This window comes from Pseudoalteromonas sp. NZS11_1 (genome assembly GCF_015864275.1).
In the GTDB taxonomy this organism is placed as follows: Bacteria; Pseudomonadota; Gammaproteobacteria; order Enterobacterales; family Alteromonadaceae; genus Pseudoalteromonas; species Pseudoalteromonas arctica.
In genome coordinates this window covers 592,555-611,426 of record NZ_JADYXK010000001.1, presented here as the reverse complement: position 1 = coordinate 611,426, position 18,872 = coordinate 592,555, and the positions used below count along the sequence as shown (strand labels likewise).

The 18,872-nt window shown below is 41.4% G+C and carries 8 protein-coding genes; 4 read left to right on the top strand and 4 right to left on the bottom strand.

All coding sequences use genetic code 11. The features are described from left to right. A partial coding sequence (locus I6F44_RS02675; protein WP_197173242.1) for an Ig-like domain-containing protein occupies positions 1 to 8,971 on the bottom strand: 8,971 nt, incomplete at its 3' end. 239 nt (positions 8,972 to 9,210) lie between these two features. Between I6F44_RS02675 and I6F44_RS02670 the strand changes: the two genes are divergently transcribed. The 4 genes from I6F44_RS02670 to I6F44_RS02655 all read left to right on the top strand — a co-directional run bounded on the left by I6F44_RS02670 (position 9,211) and on the right by I6F44_RS02655 (position 15,475). Further along, a complete protein-coding gene (locus tag I6F44_RS02670) occupies positions 9,211 to 11,187 on the top strand; it encodes a TolC family outer membrane protein (protein ID WP_121953507.1) in 1,977 nt (658 codons plus the stop codon). 120 nt (positions 11,188 to 11,307) lie between these two features. Then, complete coding sequence (locus tag I6F44_RS02665) at positions 11,308 to 13,446, top strand: type I secretion system permease/ATPase (RefSeq protein ID WP_121953506.1); 2,139 nt, start codon at positions 11,308 to 11,310, stop codon at positions 13,444 to 13,446. Further along, complete coding sequence (locus I6F44_RS02660; RefSeq protein WP_024608819.1) at positions 13,443 to 14,864, top strand: HlyD family type I secretion periplasmic adaptor subunit; 1,422 nt, start codon at positions 13,443 to 13,445, stop codon at positions 14,862 to 14,864. The genes I6F44_RS02665 and I6F44_RS02660 overlap by 4 nt, the downstream gene beginning before the upstream one ends. A 23-nt stretch (positions 14,865 to 14,887) precedes the next feature. After that, on the top strand, positions 14,888 to 15,475 hold the full coding sequence (locus I6F44_RS02655; protein ID WP_007583159.1) for a response regulator transcription factor: 588 nt from the start codon (positions 14,888 to 14,890) through the stop codon (positions 15,473 to 15,475). Between the two features lie 22 nt (positions 15,476 to 15,497). Here the strand turns inward: I6F44_RS02655 and I6F44_RS02650 are convergent, their stop codons facing one another. From I6F44_RS02650 to I6F44_RS02640, 3 genes are all read right to left on the bottom strand, one after another. Then, the gene (locus I6F44_RS02650; protein WP_007583158.1) at positions 15,498 to 17,453 is read right to left on the bottom strand and encodes a bifunctional diguanylate cyclase/phosphodiesterase; all 1,956 of its coding nucleotides are present in this window, start codon (positions 17,451 to 17,453) and stop codon (positions 15,498 to 15,500) included. Next, positions 17,453 to 18,160, bottom strand: a complete 708-nt coding sequence (locus tag I6F44_RS02645) for a transglutaminase-like cysteine peptidase (protein WP_121953505.1) — start codon at positions 18,158 to 18,160, stop codon at positions 17,453 to 17,455. Before I6F44_RS02645 ends, I6F44_RS02650 begins: the two co-directional genes overlap by 1 nt. Positions 18,161 to 18,307: 147 nt before the next feature. Further along, positions 18,308 to 18,766, bottom strand: a complete 459-nt coding sequence (locus tag I6F44_RS02640; RefSeq protein WP_008168853.1) for an LPP20 family lipoprotein — start codon at positions 18,764 to 18,766, stop codon at positions 18,308 to 18,310. Between the last annotated feature and the right edge of the window lie 106 nt (positions 18,767 to 18,872).

The following is an 18,872-nucleotide window of genomic DNA, read 5'->3' as shown; positions in this document are numbered from 1 at the left end:
TGCCTGTGGCAGTGGTGTCGTTGCCTGCCACATCTTCAACACTCGCGCTAATAGTGTATGCACCTTCTGCAAGTGCTATCGGTACAGGCATTGACCACGTACCATTAGCAAGTACGGTGGCGCTCATTGTTTGCGCTGCGCCGCTGCTGTCGGTGACAACAATGGTTACTTCACTGCCTTGTGGCGCATCGCTTGTACCCGAGATAGTCGGTGTCGTGTCATTGCTAACACCATTGTCTGCAATAACAAGGCTTGGTGCGGTTAAGTCAATCTCGCCTGTTTCGGTGGCGCTGCCGATATTACCTAGTCCATCATCTACCTGTGCGGTGACAGTATATTCGCCTTCTGCTAGTACGCTTGGTGCATCGACGCTCCATACGCCGCCCGTTACGGTCGTATCAACAGTCGTAATATTCCCTGCACTGTCTTCAAACGTTAAACTAATGGTGGTGCCATCTGCCGCATCGCTTGTACCATTAATGGTTGGGGTGGTGTCGTTGGTGTCAACCAGTGCATTAATACTGATGCTTGGCGCTGTGGTGTTGAGTATGGCGGTTTCACTTAACGTAGTGGTATTACCGGCGTTATCACTAACGCTTGCTTCGATAGTAAGTGGACCATCAGTTAACGCGTTCGGCACATCTGCTGACCAACTGCCGTCGGCTTGTACTGTCGCGGTGAACATTTCGGTTGTGGTGCCATCGCTTACACTGATGTTTATCACTGTGCCCGCTGGCGCATTGCTGCTTCCGCTGATTGTTGGGGTGCTGTCGTTGGTCGCTCCTACGGTATCCAGTGTCAATGTCGGCGCTAAGGTATCTAGGTTGCCCGTTTGTGTCGCACCGCCGGTGTTGCCTGCATCATCGGTGATACTGGCTTGTACGGTGTAGCTTCCATCCGGTAATTCAGGGCTGGTTGCTTGCCAGTCACCGTTTGCATCCACGGTGGCGGTGATTGGGTGTTCATCACCGTTGCTGTCGGTAATAACAATATTTATAACCGTGCCTGCAGGCTCTGTTGAGGTACCACTAACAACTGGGGTGCTGTCGTTACCCAGGCCCAGTGCATCAACGGTGACAACCGGTGTAATGGTATCCACATTACCACTGCTGCTCGTGGTGGTGTCGTTGCCTGCAGCATCAGTAATGCTGGCAACAACGCTAAAATCACCTTGTGCAAGGGCACCTGGAATTTCAATGTTCCAGTGACCATTGCTGCCAACTAGGGCCTCAATGGTTTGCACAGCACCTGCGCTGTCGGTGATGGTGAGTGTAACGGTGCCACCAATTTCATTACTGATGCCCTGAAGCTCGGGTGTTAAATCGCTAACATCACCTACGTTTTGAATGGTGAGCGTTGGCGCTTGCGTGTCTAACGTAATTGTATCTGTAACTTTTGTCGTATTTCCTGCTTCGTCAGATACACTCACTTCGATGGTGTTATCACCTTCATTTAAATCTGTTTGTGGAGTTACTTCCCAGTTACCATTTGTATCTACTGTGGTGGTAAGTGTTTGTTCAACCCCGTTATCATCAGTAATAACAACCGTGATGCTGGTACCAACGTCTGCATCACTAGTGCCTGAAATAGTAGGCGTTGAGTCGTTGGTTACAGCTTCAAAGTCAACGGTTAAGCTAGGTCCTGATGTGTCTATATTACCGGTAGCCGTAGTTGAAGCGCTATTTCCTGCAGCATCAGATACTTCAGCTTCTACAGAATAATCGCCCGAGGCCAGCTCTTGAGAAAGCTCAACACTCCAATTACCATCGGCATCCGTTGTAGTGCTAAATGTACGAACAACTCCTTGAGAATCAGTAACCGTTAAATTTATAACTGTGCCTGAAGCTACGTCTGTTGTGCTACCTGAAATAATTGGAGTAGTATCATTACTTGTTTCTAGTTCATTTACTTGTATGGTTGGAGGCGTAATATCAATTACAGCATCAAGCTCTGCATTAGCCGTTCCACCACCTATGTCTGTTACTGTTGCACTAATTAAAATGGTGCCCTCAGCTAAATTTGCAGGCGGAGTAACACTCCAAAGACCGTTTTCATCAACAACTGTGGTTAAAGTAATTATTGCACCCGCTGAGTCAGTGATCTGAACTTCAACTTGAGAGCCAACTTGTGCATTAAAAGTATCACCATTTATTTGAGGTGTTTGATCGTTAGTTTCGCCAATAACATCAATGGTAATAGTCAATGCGCTTGTATCAATTGTGCCTGAAGCACTTGCTGTGCCTTCATTACCAGCGCTATCACTAATACTTGCATCTACAGAGTAGGTTCCTTCAGCTAAAGCCGCAGGTACTTCTACTGTCCAACTTCCGTCTGCAATTACTTGTGCTGAAATTGTTTGTACTGCACCATTAGCATCGGTCACTGTTAAAGTTATGGTTGAACCAGCTGGCTCCCCGCTAACCGTACCTGAAATGGTCGGTGTTGTATCACTCGTATCGCCTAACGCGTTAATAGTCACTATTGGCGCTGTGGTATCAACTTCTCCCGTTGTTGTGGCTGTGGTTTCATTACCTGCGGTATCTGTAACCGATACCTCAACAGTAAATTCGCCTTCGCTTAGTTCATTTGGCACATCAGCACTAAAGGTGCCATCAGCTTGCACTTCAGTGGTAATGATTTGTGGGTTACCGGCTTCATCAGTTACCGTAATAGTAACAACTGTACCTTCTGGCTCACTCGTCGCGGTGCCTGAAATAGTTGGAGTGGTGTTGTTAGTATCACCTACGGGGTCAATAATAACTGTTGGCGCGGCAGTATCAACTTCGCCTGTTGTTGTTACGGTTGTTTCATTCCCTGCTGTATCGGTAACCGATACTTCAACAGTAAACTCACCTTTACTTAATTCATTTGGTACATCAACACTAAATGTGCCATCGGCTTGTACTTCTGTGGTTATGGTTTGTGGATTACCTGCTTCATCAGTTACTGTAATAGTAACAACCGTGCCTTCTGGCTCACCCGTTGCGGTGCCTGAAATAGTTGGGGTGGTATCGTTACTATCACCTACTGGGTCAATAATAACTGTTGGCGCGGTAGTATCGACTTCTCCCGTTGTTGTTGCTGTGGTTTCATTACCTGAAGTGTCAGTAACGGATACCTCAACTGTAAATTCGCCTTCACTTAGTTCATTTGGTACGTCCACACTAAAGGTGCCATCTGCTTGCACTTCAGTGGTAATTATTTGTGGATTACCTGCTTCATCAGTCACGGTAATAGTAACAACCGTGCCTTCTGGCTCACCCGTCGCAGTCCCTGAAATAGTTGGAGTGGTGTCGTTAGTATCATCAACAGGGTCTATTATTACTAATGGTGCAGCCGTATCGACCTCACCCGTCGTTGTTGCTGTGGTTTCATTACCTGCGGTATCGGTAACCGATACCTCAACAATAAATTCACCTTCACTTAATTCGTTCGGTACATCAACAGTGAAAGTGCCATCAGCGAGCACTTCTGTAGTGATAACTTGTTCGTTACCAGCGTCATCAGTCACGGTAATAGTAACAACCGTGCCTTCTGGCTCACCCGTCGCAGTCCCTGAAATAGTTGGGGTGGTGTCGTTACTATCAACGAGTGCATTAATCGCAATAACAGGAGCTGAGGTATCAATAGTACCCGTTGTTACTTCTGTACTTTCGTTACCCGCAGTATCAGTGATTGATACGTCTACGCTGTATTCGCCTTCACTTAATTCGTTCGGCACATCAATACTAAAGGTGCCATCGGCTTGTACTTCTGTGGTGATGGTTTGTGGGTTACCTGCTTCATCGGTCACGGTAATAGTAACAACTGTGCCTTCTGGCTCACCTGTTGCGGTGCCTGAAATGGTTGGTGTGGTATCGTTAGTATCACCTATGGGGTCAATAGTAACTGTTGGCGCGGCAGTATCGACTTCTCCCGTTGTTGTTGCGGTTGTTTCATTCCCTGCGGTATCTGTAACCGATACCTCAACAGTAAATTCGCCTTCACTTAATTCGTTCGGCACATCAACACTGAAGGTGCCATCAGCTTGTACTTCAGTGGTAATGATTTGTGGGTTACCTGCTTCATCAGTAACTGTAATAGTAACAACCGTGCCCTCTGGCTCACCCGTTGCGGTGCCAGAAATAGTTGGGGTGGTGTTGTTAGTATCATCAACAGGGTCTATTATTACTAATGGTGCAGCCGTATCGACCTCACCCGTCGTTGTTGCTGTGGTTTCATTACCTGAAGTGTCAGTAACGGATACCTCAACTGTAAATTCGCCTTCACTTAGCTCATTTGGTACGTCCACACTAAAGGTGCCATCTGCTTGCACTTCAGTGGTAATTATTTGTGGATTACCTGCTTCATCAGTCACGGTAATAGTAACAACCGTGCCTTCTGGCTCACCCGTCGCAGTCCCTGAAATAGTTGGAGTGGTGTCGTTACTATCAGCCAGTGCATCTATCGTGATCACCGGTGCTGAAGTATCAATTTCTCCAGTCGTAGTTGCTGTGGTTTCATTACCTGAAGTGTCAGTAACAGATACCTCAACAGTAAATTCGCCTTCGCTTAGTTCATTTGGTACGTCCACACTAAAGGTGCCATCAGCTTGCACTTCAGTAGTAATTATTTGTGGATTACCTGCTTCATCAGTCACGGTAATAGTAACAACTGTACCCTCTGGCTCGCCCGTTGCAGTGCCTGAAATAGTTGGGGTGGTGTCGTTACTATCAGCCAGTGCATCTATCGTGATCACCGGTGCTAAAGTATCAACCTCGCCAGTCGTAGTTGCTGTGGTTTCATTGCCCGCAGTATCTGTAACCGATACCTCAACAGTAAATTCACCTTCACTTAATTCGTTCGGCACATCAACACTAAAGGTGCCATCGGCTTGTACTTCAGTAGTAATTATTTGTGGATTACCTGCTTCATCAGTCACGGTAATAATAACAACCGTGCCTTCTGGCTCCCCCGTTGCGGTGCCTGAAATAGTTGGGGTGGTGTCGTTACTATCAGCCAGTGCATCTATCGTGATCACCGGTGCTAAAGTATCAACCTCGCCAGTCGTAGTTGCTGTGGTTTCATTGCCCGCAGTATCTGTAACTGATACCTCAACAGTAAATTCACCTTCACTCAATTCGTTCGGCACATCAACAGTGAAAGTGCCATCAGCGAGCACTTCTGTAGTAATTATTTGTGGATTACCTGCTTCATCAGTCACGGTAATAGTAACAACCGTGCCTTCTGGCTCGCCCGTTGCAGTGCCAGAAATTGTCGGTGTTGTATCGTTACTATCAGCGAGTGCATCAATCGTAATAGTTGGTGCGGTATTATCGATAGTTCCTTGTGCTGAAGTTTCACTTTGGTTACCTGCTTCATCGCTAACGATGGCATTAACGCTAAAGTCACCTTCAACTAACTCATTAATAGCATCAGCTGTCCAGCTACCATCAGCTAGCGTTTGTGTTGTAATTGTTTGTGTATTACCACCAGCATCCGTCAATATTAACGTAACCGTTGTTCCAGCTGGCACATTTTGTACTGAACCTGAAATTGTTGGAGTAGTATCGGCGCTATCTGGGATTGTATTAATTGCTATAATTGGAGCTGATAAATCAATTGTTCCAGTACCGGTATCGCTTGCTTCATTACCTGCAGCGTCTGTTACTGTTGCCGTAATTGTAAAGTCGCCTTCAGCAACAGCTTGAGTTGCACCAACTTGCCAAGTTCCATCTTCTGACACAACCGCCGTCAATGTTTGAGACTCACCATTTGCATCAGTAACTAAAACACTAACAAGGCTACCTGGAGCTACATCACTTGTTGTTCCGCTAAATGTAGGCGTTGTATCGTTTGAATCAGCAAAGTCATTTATTGCAACTAAAGGAGGGGTGGTATCAACTGTGCCTAATTGTGAATCTTGGGCTGCGTTACCCGCATTATCAGATACATTAGCAGTTACGGTAAAATCCCCCTCACTTAAAGCAGTTGAAATCTCAATACTCCAAGTACCATCAGCACTTATAGTAGTCACTAACTGTTGCTCTGCTCCTAGACTATCGGTAACAATTAAAGTTACTTCACTGCCCGATGCTAATCCTTGGGTAGAACCGGTAAGAGTAGGTGTTGTATCGTTTGTATCAGCAATATTGTTGATAGTGACACTTGGTGCGGTTAAATCGACCGTACCTGTAACAGTTGCCGTACTGCTATTGCCTGCAGTATCACTAACACTCGCTGTTACTGTGAAATCACCTTCACTGAGATCTGCAATAATATCCGCTGTATATGTACCATCGGCATTTGTAAGTGTTGTGAGTGTTTGTTCATTGCCTTCACTGTCAGTTATTACTAATGTAACTTCGGTCCCTGCAGGTACATCAATTACGTTACCACTTACTGATGGAGTTACATCATTCGTATCCTCAATAGGATTAATCGTGATTGCAGGATCTGTTAAATCAATTTCTCCAGTTTCGCTTGCAGAAGCTGTATTACCCGCAGCATCAGTCACAGTTGCAATTACACTAAACGGACCTTCAACCAATTCATTACTTGCCTCAACTGACCAGCTTCCGTCAGCACCAGTAACTACTTGCACAGTTTCTGTTACGCCATCGCTTCCTGTAAATGTAACGGTTACTAATGCACCAGGCTCTACGTCTTGGGTAGAGCCGCTAACTGTTGGTGTTGTATCGTTAGTATCAATAATAAAATTAATGCTTACAGTTAAATCAACATTACCTACTGCACTTGCTTGCGCTTCATTACCCGAGTCATCTATAACAGCAGCAACTACGGTAAAGTCGCCCTCAGGTAGAGGGGTTGTTACTTGTGCAGTCCATGAACCATCTGCTTGCGTCACTGCAAGTAATGTAAATGTACTCCCATCGCTTGCCGTAATAGTTAAAGTAATGGTAGTACCTGCAGGCACATTACCGGTGTTACCACTTAAAAATGGAGTGGTATCGTTAGTATTAGCAATTGCATCGATTTGAATTGAAATAGGAGCAAACGTTATTTCGCCGTTTGTTTGCGCAGTAGCCTCATTACCTGCTGGATCGGTTACTGACGCAGTTGCTGTAAACTCACCACCTGGCAAGATTTCATTAGCATCAACACTCCATGTGCCATCTTCATTTAATAAAGTAGTTAAAGTTTGTACGTTACCGTTAATATCGGTTACTAATACTGTAATAACAGAGCCCGCAGGAGCGTCTTCCACCCTACCTACAAATGTTGGTGTAGTATCGTTAGTATCAGCAATTGCAGTAACGGTAATATCTGGGTTTGTTAAATCAACAACACCTTGGTTATTTGCTTGGGCTTGATTACCTGCAGCATCGCTTACACTTGCATCAACCTCAAACTGCCCTTCAGCCAATGGCGTAGTTACGTCGATAGACCAATCACCATCAGCGTTTGTTTGGGTTAATAATGTTTGAGTTTGACCATTAAAATCGGTAATAACCACACTAATAATAGAGCCTGCAGGTACATCTTGCGCGTTACCAGTAATAGTTGGCGTGGTGTCTTGAGTGTCGTTAATATTATTAATTTGTACCGTAGGCGCCGTTAAATCAACTACTCCTGAATCACTTGCTGATGCTAAGTTTCCTACACTGTCGCTTACTTGTGCATCAACAGTAAAATCACCTTCGGGTAAAGGAGTCCCAACTTCTACACTCCAGCTTCCATCGGCTTGAGTAACCGCAGTTAATGTTTGTATTTGTCCTGCACTATCTGTAACAGTAATTGTTACTTGCGTGCCTTCAGGAACACCATTTGTTGTTCCAACAAGTGGTGGTGTTGCGTTATTTGTTTCATCAGTTACATTTACTGTGATTACCGGAGCAGTTAAATCTACATTCGCTAAAGCTTGATCTACAGCTTGATTTCCAGCGGCATCAATCGCCACTGCGCTTACGTTAAACTCTCCTTCAGATAAAGGTGAGGTAGTAGTAATAACCCAATTTCCTAGCGCATCAACTTGAGTAACAATTGTTTGTACCGTACCTGCACTATCCGTTAACGTGACTGACACATTATCCCCAGTGTTCATCAACCCAGATACAGTCCCTGTTACTGTCACTGTTTGCGAAGCAGAATCGGCAACAGGATCAATAGCAATAAGCGGAGGTGTTGTATCAATTTCTATAGAAATAGTGTCGTTTATAGGGTTGCCAACAGGATCTGTCGCTTCAACAACAACGGTCACAGGGCCATCAGCAACCGGAGTTGGTAGAGTTATTTCAAAGGTACCATCAGGGCCAATCACAACACTAACTACTTGAGAATTTCCATCAACATCAGTTACCGTTACATTAACCGTTTCGCCAATTAAGTTTTCACTCGTACCGGTAATTGTTGGTTGTGATGAATTAGTAACGCCCAGCTCATTAAGTGAAATAGAAGCCGAAGTTGCGTCAGGCACAATACCATCAGAAGTATCTCTTAAATTAAAAGCTTCAGTAGCGCTTTGATCAAAAGAAGAATCAAAAGTAACACTACTAGGATCAACACTTTCAGAAATTCGGGTTAACTGTACAAACGAACTACCTCCATCTGCACCAGCTGCATTACCGCCACCAGCGGCTGTTGCCTCTAAATTATCTAAAATGTCCCCATCACCCTCTAATGCATCTAAAAAATCTGTTACATCTGAATTAGCTGCCGTTGATGAGTCTTGTTCTGTACCTAAGTCTAAGCTTGCGATTGCTTCATCTAAACTTTCATCAAAAACAGTTGTTTCGCTAGCGTCTCTTGCTTCTTTCGCTAATAGGTCTGGTGTTATTTTTACCTTTTGATTTGCGGGTATAGATAAGGTTTCACCTTGCACATCTATTTGTAACGACGACTTAATAGCAGTAACAACTAAATCACCTACGGTAATAATGTCACCAACGTTTAACGCTCTTATTGATCCATCATCCAACACAACACCCGCCGAACCCTGAATATCAATAACTACAAGTTGATTTGCTTCCATTTAGGTACCCTCAAACTTTTTAAAATAACAATCTAATAAATTAAAGGTAGAACAAAAAAAGCACATAGATACTGGACTCAAGTACAGGTTTAGAAGAAAAATTCAAAAATAAAAAATCAACAAAAAAGTGGTAGAAATTTTTTTTTATGCTGTCCAAAAAGATTACTTGCAAAATTAGCACTCCTTTACTAAATATTTAAAAGAGTATTTTCGGTCTTAACAGGATCTAAGAGGAAGAAATGATTATAAAAAACACTTTTAAAAAGCATCAAGGGACTATGTTAATCGGATTAGCGATTGCAACCGTAACTTTATCAAACTACGTGCATGCAAACGAACAATCAGCAATGCCACTTACATACGTCTCAAGTAAAGCGATTGAAAACAATCCTGAAGTACAAGAAGCATGGCATGCTTTTAAATCTTCTATTTATGGAGTGGATGCTGCCCGTTCAGGTTATTTACCAAGTGTTGATGTATCAGCAAGTGCAGGATATGAAAGAAGAAATTACGGTATTGAAGAAGAATATAACCGTAATACAGCCGAATTAAGCGTTACTCAAATGCTTTATGACGGTTTTAGAACATCTAATACAGTTGACCGTTTTAAACGTATTCAACTTATTAGGTACTTTGAGCTTATTTCTCAAACAGAACAAACAGCACTTGAAGCCTCGATTGCACTACTTGACGTACAAAAATTCAAAGAGTTAGTACAACTTGCAGAAGCTAATTTACAAGAGCACGAGTCTGTATACCAACAAATAGAGCAAAGCGTAGGCGCCGGTGTAGCGCGCGCAGCAGACCTAGAACAAATTAGTGGCCGTTTATCTCTAGCGCAATCTAATGTATTAACGGAGTACTCAAATTTACATGATGTAAGCGCTCGCTACCTAAGAGTTGTAGGTGAGCTACCTATGAACGATATAAAGCAAGCTGACCTTGATGAAAACAATATACCAATTTCGGTTAACCAAGCGCTAGACGTCGCCTACAAAAACAGCCCTTCATTTTATGCCTCTTTGTATAATATTGAAGCGCAAAAAGCGAACGCCAAAGCACAAAAAGCGGCCTTTCATCCTAACGTAGATTTATCTGCCCGCTACGGTAGCCAAGATAGAGATGAGCTTGGTCAAAATGAAACCAGAACAGAAGCGCGAGTCGGCATAGATATTAGTTATAACTTGTATAACGGTGGTCTTGATAGCGCTAATTTAGAACAAGCTTATCAAGATATAAACATTGCAAAATATCAACGAGATCAAGCCTGTATTGATATTCGTCAAAGTCTGCAAATTGCCTACTACAACGTCACTATACTAGAGCAAAAGTTGCCAGCGCTTAATCAACACCGCGAATCATCAACTAAAGTTAAAATTGCATATAAAGATCAATTTGATATAGGCCAACGAACTCTACTAGACGTACTTGATGCCGAAAACGAATCGTTCCAATCAACACGTTCATACATAGTTGCGCTTTACGACCGCCAATCGGCTATTTTAACTATGCTAAAAGAAATGGGGAAATTATTGCCAGCACTTGACGTAATGTCAGGTAAATACCCTACATTAAAAGAGCTAACTGACGATCCTATTGTGCATAACGCACAAAATATTTGTCCGAGTTACGATGTAGCAACCACCTTTAGCCGCAAGGCATTTCTACAAAAAAAAGCGAAGCAAGATAATGCCTACATGAGTGTAACCGCTATGCCAAGGTACTTAGATATACCGTTGGAAACCGACACTACACAAAGTAGCTTTTTAGATGATGATGGTGACGGCGTACCAAACGAGCAAGACACTTGTCCGAGTACGCCGCTGTCAACTAATGTTGATTTATCTGGCTGTACAATTTATAGCGCATCAACCTCGAATATAGAGATTGGTATCCCTTTTTCTGCTGACTCAAGCGATGTAAGGTCTCAATATATTCAAGAAATTAGTCGGCTTGCAGATTTTTTAAAAGAAAACCCAAATAAGCAGGTTGAAATACAAGGTCATGCTTCTCTAGATGGAGATCGAACATATAACCGCAAACTATCTGAAAAACGTGCGTTTGCCGTTGCCGAAATTCTAATTAAACAATTCGATATAAAACCAAAACGTGTTAAATCGTTCGGGTACGGTATTGATCAACCTCGAGTAAACGAAATATCAGTAAGAGCAAATGCTGCGAATCGACGTATCGAAGCTGTAATTACTGATAGCTAAGTCAATTAACGTTATGTAAATAACCTAAACTCGGCTTGAAATATTTAAGCTAAATTTATTTCTCGAGTTTAGGTTTAGTAGTAACAACCGCATGCAGTTCTACATAACATTGGATGGTTTATGGAATTAAACGATGTACTTGATCACGGTGGCATACTCGTTGACTGCCTAGCAGTTTTATGTCGCCATCATGATAAAGAGTTTTCAAGAGAAGCACTATTAAATGGACTTCCTCTAACTGATGGAAATCTTACTCCATCAGGTTTTTCGCGCGCAGCAAAGCGCATTGGCTTTAAATCAAAAGTAGTTAATAAGCCACTACAAAAAATTAATACAGCACTGCTACCTGCCATCTTAATTTTAAAAGACAATCAAGCCTGTGTTATTAATTCTATTGATTACGATAAGCAGTTGGTTAGTGTAATTTACCCAGAGCTTACCGAATCAGTTATCGAACAAAGCATTGATGAATTAGCAGGCAACAGTGTTGGTTTAATTATTTATGCACAACCAGAATTTGCATTTGATGAGCGAACACCTGTACTTGAAAAACTATCAAAAGACGGATGGTTTTGGGGAGTAATTAAAGAGTGCCGCTCACTTTATAAAGACGTAATCATTTCAGCTATTGCGTTGGGCTTTTTGTCGGTTGCCATGCCTTTATTTGTAATGAATGTATATGACCGCGTAGTGCCCAACCATGCAACAGAAACCCTTTGGGTACTTGCCATTGGTATTATGATAGCACTCACTGCTGACTTTGTTTTACGCTTAGTAAGAGGCTATTTTGTAGAGCTTGCTGCAAGCAGAATAGATGTCAAAGTATCGGCTGTAATTATGGAGCGGGTATTAGGTATGAAACTAAAAAACCGTCCATCATCAGCTGGCTCCTTTGCTAGCAATATTCAATCATTTGAAGCTGTACGTAACTTTTTTAGCTCCATAACGCTTGTCGCATTAGTCGACTTACCATTCGTAGTTTTATATTTAATTGTTATCGCCATTATTGGCGTACCTCTAAGTTTACCCATTATAGCGGGCGCACTTATATTATTAGCTTACGCTATAGCCGCACACCGCAAACTTGAAGCCCTTTCAGAGCAAACAATGAAAGCAAGCTCAATGCGAAATGCAGTATTAGTAGAAAGTTTAACCAACATTGAAGATGTAAAAAGTTTTCACTCAGAGTGTAAAACACAATCTGTATGGGAAAAGTCGACCATTTACATTGCGCAAGTAAACGCACAAAGCCGACTCGTTTCAAGCTCTATATCAAATACAGCATCGTGGATACAACAATGTGTAGGCGTGATAATAATGATAATAGGCGTACACCTCGTTATTGAAGGTGAGCTAACTCAAGGCGGATTAATTGCAGCCTACTTATTATCATCTCGTGCTATGGGCCCTATTGGGCAGTCAGCCGCTGTTTTAGCGCAATATCATCATGCCGCAATAGCAATGCAATCACTAAATGAGATTATGGAAAAAGAGGTCGAGCGCCCACCTGGTAAGCATTGGTTAAGCCACCCTATTTTAAAGGGCGATATAGAATTTAAAGATGTATGCTTTAAATACTCTGACGAATCTCATAATGCACTCAACGGCGTTAGTTTTAAAATTAAAGCTGGTGAAAAAGTCGCAATTTTAGGACGTAATGGCTCAGGTAAAAGTACATTAGAAAAGCTTATTTTAGGGCTATATGAACCCTGTTCAGGAGCAATTTTGATGGACAATAACGATATACATCAAATTGACCCTGCAGAGCTTCGCCATAATATTGGTTATGTACCGCAAACCGTTGCCCTGTTTTATGGGACCTTAAAAGACAACCTTACGATAAGCGCTTGGCATGCCAAAGACGAGCAAATTATTGAAGCCTGTGAGCGAAGCCAATTATTTGATTTAATTAATTCGCACCCAGACGGATTTGATTTACAAGTAGGCGAGCAAGGCCGCCAATTATCAGGAGGGCAACGCCAAGCTGTAGGTATGGCAAGAGCCATAATTAACGACCCTCCAATACTATTACTAGATGAGCCAACCTCATCACTAGATCATAATAGTGAAAGTAAAATTATTAATAATTTAAAGGGTTATTCTAAAGATAAAACCTTAATCGTGGTGACTCACCGCTCATCATTACTTGAGCTTGTTGACCGAATTATAGTTTTAGATAACGGAAAAGTAGTTGCTGATGGACCAAAACAAAAAGTAATTGCGGCGTTAAATAATAAAACCGTGGAGCAGGCCTCATGAGTGATAACAAAAAACCACTTGAACAACGCTCTTTTGAATCTGTTAGCAAAGCAATAGAAGCAAGAAAACAAGGTAAGCCATCCGTATTTAATAAACTATTTAAAGGATGGATTTCACCGCCAAATACTCAAGACTGGGTAGTAGATGCACAGTGGGAAAAAATGCAGCAGGAACCAGCAAGCGCTAGGTTACTACTTTATTTAATTTGCTTAACGTTTATATGCCTTATTGTGTGGTCTGGTTTTGCTAATTTGGATGAAGTTGCTCGTGGCGAGGGACGGGTTATTCCCTCTAATAAATTACAGCTTATTCAATCTTATGATGGTGGTATGGTCGAAAAAATAAATGTCCGAGAAGGCCAAATAGTAAACGAGGGTGATGTACTCATTAAAATAGACCCTACCCGCTTTATTTCTAGCTTTAGGGAAAATCAATCCAAGGTTGAATCGTTAAGTGCAAAAGTTGCGAGGCTCAGAGCGCTCACTCAAAAAAAGGAGCTCGTATTTAACGAAGATGTTATAAAAAATGCGCCTCAGGTGGTTCAACACGAACGCTCTCTTTATTTGAGTAACAGCCAAGAGTTGGAGCAACAGGTAAGTATTCACAAACGTCAACTAGAGCAGCGACACCAAGATTATATTGAAGCAAAAGCGGCACTTCAGCAGCATACCAGCGCGCTACGCTTAACAAACAGGGAGCTTAAAGTGACCCGCCCATTGTTACGCACCGGTGCTATTTCGGATATAGATATTATTCGTTTAGAGCGTCAAATAGTTGATTTAAACGGCGAGATAAACAGAACCAAAGCAGTTATAAATAGGAGTCTTTCGGCCATTAACGAAGCTAAAAATAAGGTAACCGAAGTTGAGCTCGTTATGATTAACCGCTGGAACAATGAACTCTCCGAAGCGCTACTGCGACTAGATTCAATTAAAGAAACTGAATCTGGCTTAGCCGATAAAGTAACTCAAACTGAAATACGCTCTCCTGTTAAAGGCACTGTACAACGATTATTAGTTAATACTGTTGGCGGTATTTTACAGCCAGGTAGTGATGTTATGGAAATTGTCCCGCTTGACGATCAACTTGTAGTAGAGGCAAAAATCCCGCCTAAAGACATTGCATTTTTACGCCCTGGGCAATCTGCAATGATAAAATTTAGTGCCTACGACTTTGCCGTATATGGTGGCCTTGAAGCCGAAGTATTACATATAAGTGCCGATACAATTACAGATGACCGCGAGAATACCTTTTATTTGGTGCAGCTAAAAACCACCAAAAATAATTTTTCAAAAGAGCTGACTATTATTCCAGGAATGACCACTCAAGTGGATATTATTACCGGTAAAAAAACCGTACTTGAGTATATTTTAAAACCGGTTCTTAGAGCTACATCGCAAGCAATGACAGAGCGTTAAAACATTTTATAAATGGAGAAGTAATGCGCCAAAGTATTTTTATTACACAGCCTGAATTTGAATCGAAACACTGGCATACAGCGTTTCCTGGTTGTTTGATATGCACAAAAGAACCACACAGAGTCACGGCATCAAGTATTATTTGGGTTTTAGCCGGCACACCTAATTGGCTTGAGCTTGTTAAAAAGTATTCTCAGCAACGTTTACTGGTTATCGTTATGACCAACGAACTAGAAATAAATCAACTAAGAAGTGCGCTTGAAGCAGGAGCTAGGGGGTACGTAGAAGCACTCGCTACTAAAGTAATTATTGAACAAGTACTTGAGACAATTTGTACTGGCGGAATATGGTTACCAGGGCAATTACTATCTAACTTAGTAGGAGCTTTATCAAATACACCGTTTAAATATGCGAGCACATGCGAGCTTGATGTACTCACAAAACGAGAACGCCAAGTAGTTGATATTGTTGTAACAGGTGCAACTAATAAGCAAGCTGCAGAATCTTTAAATATTACAGAACGCACAATTAAAGAGCATATGAGCTCTATATTTAATAAGCTAAAAGTTCGCGATCGTATTCAATTAATGTTAGTTGTAAAAGGGCATTAACCGCACAGTTAATGCCTATTACTTACTCTTTAATAACCCCATCAAAACCTAAGTTAATAAGCGTATCTATATCATCTTGGCTTGTTACACCTTGAGCCACCACTTTAATGCCAATAGAATGCGCTAATGTACACACTCCTCGCAGAAATGTTTGGTTATCTTGGCTGTAACTAATATTGTGTCCGTAAACACTATCAACCTTAATCATTTCAAGACCAAATTCCTGAATTTTATTAATTTTAGTAAATTCAGGGCCCACACGTTTTAATGCTACCTTAGCGCCCATACATCGAGCCTGCTCACAAAAATCTTTAAATATCTCAATTTCGCTAACGGCAATACTTTCACGAATATCAAAACAAATTTTAGAGGCTAAATCAGGAAACGCCGAAAGGTACGTAAGAATCGAAGCAAGTGCAGCATCATCAAGTAGCGTTTGAGCAGATAATTCAACCGAAATCAGTTCACTTGGTGGCTCAATACTATAATGAGCCACCAACGCCTTAATTAAACCCCAATCTAAACGCGCTAATAACTTTAATCGGTTAGCCCACTGGTAGTAGTAACTAGCACGGTATACTTGCCCACCAAGCTTTAGGCTCAACCCTAATTGATTTTGCATTACCTGCCCTGTAAAGCTCGTTACTGGGTAAGTATTTATTTCTAAATTATTATTGTTGAGTGCCTCTTCTATGGCATTTTTCCAGCTAGTTGCATTATCAAACAGCTCACTTTCTTGCTTGATTTGAGCTACTTTTGCTTGTACATCAGATTGTTTACCCGATGATTTTAAAAGTTCATCCGCACGCTTTAATACATCAAATCGCGTGTCGTCTTTTTGAATATAAGTACAGCTGTGAGGTATCGCTAGCTTAACGTTTTTATACTCTTCAACAAACGATTGATGCATCAATAAAATACGTTCACTGATTGCTTGAATATCATCAATATCACTAAATAAAACGGTAAAATCGCTGTGAGAAATACGTGCAATGTAATTTTCAGAAAAGTGTTCTTGGTTGCTCTCTAAGAAGCTAACCAACATCTGTGAAAATCGACGTAGAAAGTTAACCATTTCTACTCGTCCCACTTCCTCACTTACGCGATCGAGGTTAACAACCCTAAATAAAAATAAGGCACCATGGGCATGATCTTTCGATTTTTGTAAGTGAGCCTCAAGCGTTGCACCAAAGTATTCTCTATTTGCTAAACCAGTTAGCTCATCGTGTTGCGATTTAAATCTAAGCTCTTCTAAACGTTTATTATCTTCTTTAATAATACGGCTAAAACGGGTAGATAATTGGTTCATAGACTGCACTAAACGTGCAAACTCAAATGTGCGCGGAACGCTCGATTTAATAAAACGTTTTTCACCAAATGCATTAGCCTGATACACAACATCATCTAGTGGTTTTAATATTCTACTTAAAAAGTAAGCACTAACTATACAAGCAAAAAAAGCGACAATTAAAAAACTAAAAAATAGTTTAAGCGCACTTTCCCATAATGCTTGCTCAGCATATTGACTGTGGCTTTCTATAAACAAAGTACCAAACTGCTGCCAACCATTATTTACTTGCCCAACCCCTGGCTGTACATTTAATCCATACATTGCTCTAAACCACTGCGGAGCCGTCGCTTCGAGTTCATCGGTAAACGTGCGTTTAACAATCACCTCACCATTAGGGTTTTGTAGTTCTATTCGCTTATAGTGACCGGTATCAAATGTGGCCGATACTAATAATTCAAGCTCAACGGGGTCTTTATCTAATTGGCTGATCATTAACGCGAGTGAACTGGCGTTATCTACATTTTTTAAGTACAGCTGGGTCGAAAAATAACTTTTAGCCGAATTAGTGCTAATTAAAACACTACTTATAAAGCCTACAAAAATAACAATTAATAATGCAATCCACAGCTCTTGCCTGAGTGTTATTTTTCGTTTTTTAAGATACTTAGATAAGGAAAATGATGCCATTACCACATAACTCCTTCTTTGGTTGTCTGCTCCAAAATTTTACGCCAGCGTGAGAGTCTTGCTGTTGGGCTGGCTACACTTTTGGTTGAATTATTAGCCCATAAACCTTGGCTGTTAAAGCTAAAAACAGGGCTTAAATCTACACGTTTTGCAGCAGGTAAAACCTTTGTTACTAAACTGTCTAAAATAAGTGGCTGAGCGTTTGGTGTAGCAAAATAACCTAACACCATATGTGCTTGCGTTTTGTTAGTGCCCGCAATTTTTGCTTTTACATAAATAAGGCGTAACTTGTCGTCACTCACCCCTAGGGCTCTCAAGCTTATATACTTTGCTATTGCGTAATCTTCACAATCACCTAAGCCTCTGCCTAACGTTTCTAAAGGGGTTGCCCAATAATCGTTTTGTTTCCATAGCAAAATATCAGTTTGGTAGCGTAAATTACGCGCAAAAAAATCATTAACAATAAGAATTTGTTGTTGCTCTGGTTTGTTTTGAGTTTGTACCAACATACTTTGCCAGTTACGTGCAACAGCCGCTCGCGCAGGTCCATATTTTTGACCCATCAGCTCAATAAAGGTATTAAATTGAATAGTTAGTCGGCTTGCAAGCACACCACTAGAGAGTACAAAAAACAGTAATAGGTAGCGCAAATTGGCTTTGCACCATATAAATAATTTAGGATTTAAATGAGTTGGCTTAAACGCCATTTACAGAGCCACTGTTAATATAAGTGGCAATAAAATACATCTGTTGAGCACTACGCAATCTGCTTAAAAATTAATCCTAACAACAGCATAGCACTCAATATAAGAGGATGAGATATTTTGAATAACTTTTTTAATTAACTGGGCTATTTAGTAATAAGTTACTTTTTTAACTTCGCGTGGTTTTACTTCACCTATGTATAAATCGTGCACACGCTTCATATTAAGCTCAAGCTCGGTCACGTAAGTGTCATCTACTGCGTAAGTTTTAATTATTTGTGCACCTTTAATAAGCCCCTGCACTTTACTTTCTAGGTAATCGTCTTGAGCAATTGAACCTTCCACCGTTGTTCCTGCGGTAATTTTTTGCCCATATACTTGCTCAGTAAGCTCGCGGTAAGCCTCAAGCTTAGAAGCCTTAATTGCCATAAGTTGCTTTTGCGACGCGTTAGCGCCTTTTTGCAAGCTAATAGGTGCATACCCTATCGCTTTTAAAACGGGGTAATTATTTGGCTCTACATATTTATATTCAACATGCTTATCAAAAACGCTGCTACAACCACCTAAGGTTAAACACCCAAGTGTAATAAGTAATGAAATTGCTCGCATAGCATCTAGCCCTTGTATAGTAATTAGCAGTACATATGCACGTTTAATGCCATTTATAGCATTACTAATAATTACCAAATAACATTGGTACAGTCCTTGCTCTACC

What these genes read in the sequence shown, in the direction of transcription:
- I6F44_RS02665 (WP_121953506.1), top strand. Translation starts at nt 11,308, where the DNA reads ATGGAATTAAACGATGTACTTGATCACGGTGGCATACTCGTTGACTGC.
- I6F44_RS02670 (WP_121953507.1), top strand. Translation starts at nt 9,211, where the DNA reads ATGATTATAAAAAACACTTTTAAAAAGCATCAAGGGACTATGTTAATC.
- I6F44_RS02645 (WP_121953505.1), bottom strand. Translation starts at nt 18,160, where the DNA reads ATGGCGTTTAAGCCAACTCATTTAAATCCTAAATTATTTATATGGTGC.
- I6F44_RS02640 (WP_008168853.1), bottom strand. Translation starts at nt 18,766, where the DNA reads ATGCGAGCAATTTCATTACTTATTACACTTGGGTGTTTAACCTTAGGT.
- I6F44_RS02655 (WP_007583159.1), top strand. Translation starts at nt 14,888, where the DNA reads ATGCGCCAAAGTATTTTTATTACACAGCCTGAATTTGAATCGAAACAC.
- I6F44_RS02650 (WP_007583158.1), bottom strand. Translation starts at nt 17,453, where the DNA reads ATGGCATCATTTTCCTTATCTAAGTATCTTAAAAAACGAAAAATAACA.
- I6F44_RS02660 (WP_024608819.1), top strand. Translation starts at nt 13,443, where the DNA reads ATGAGTGATAACAAAAAACCACTTGAACAACGCTCTTTTGAATCTGTT.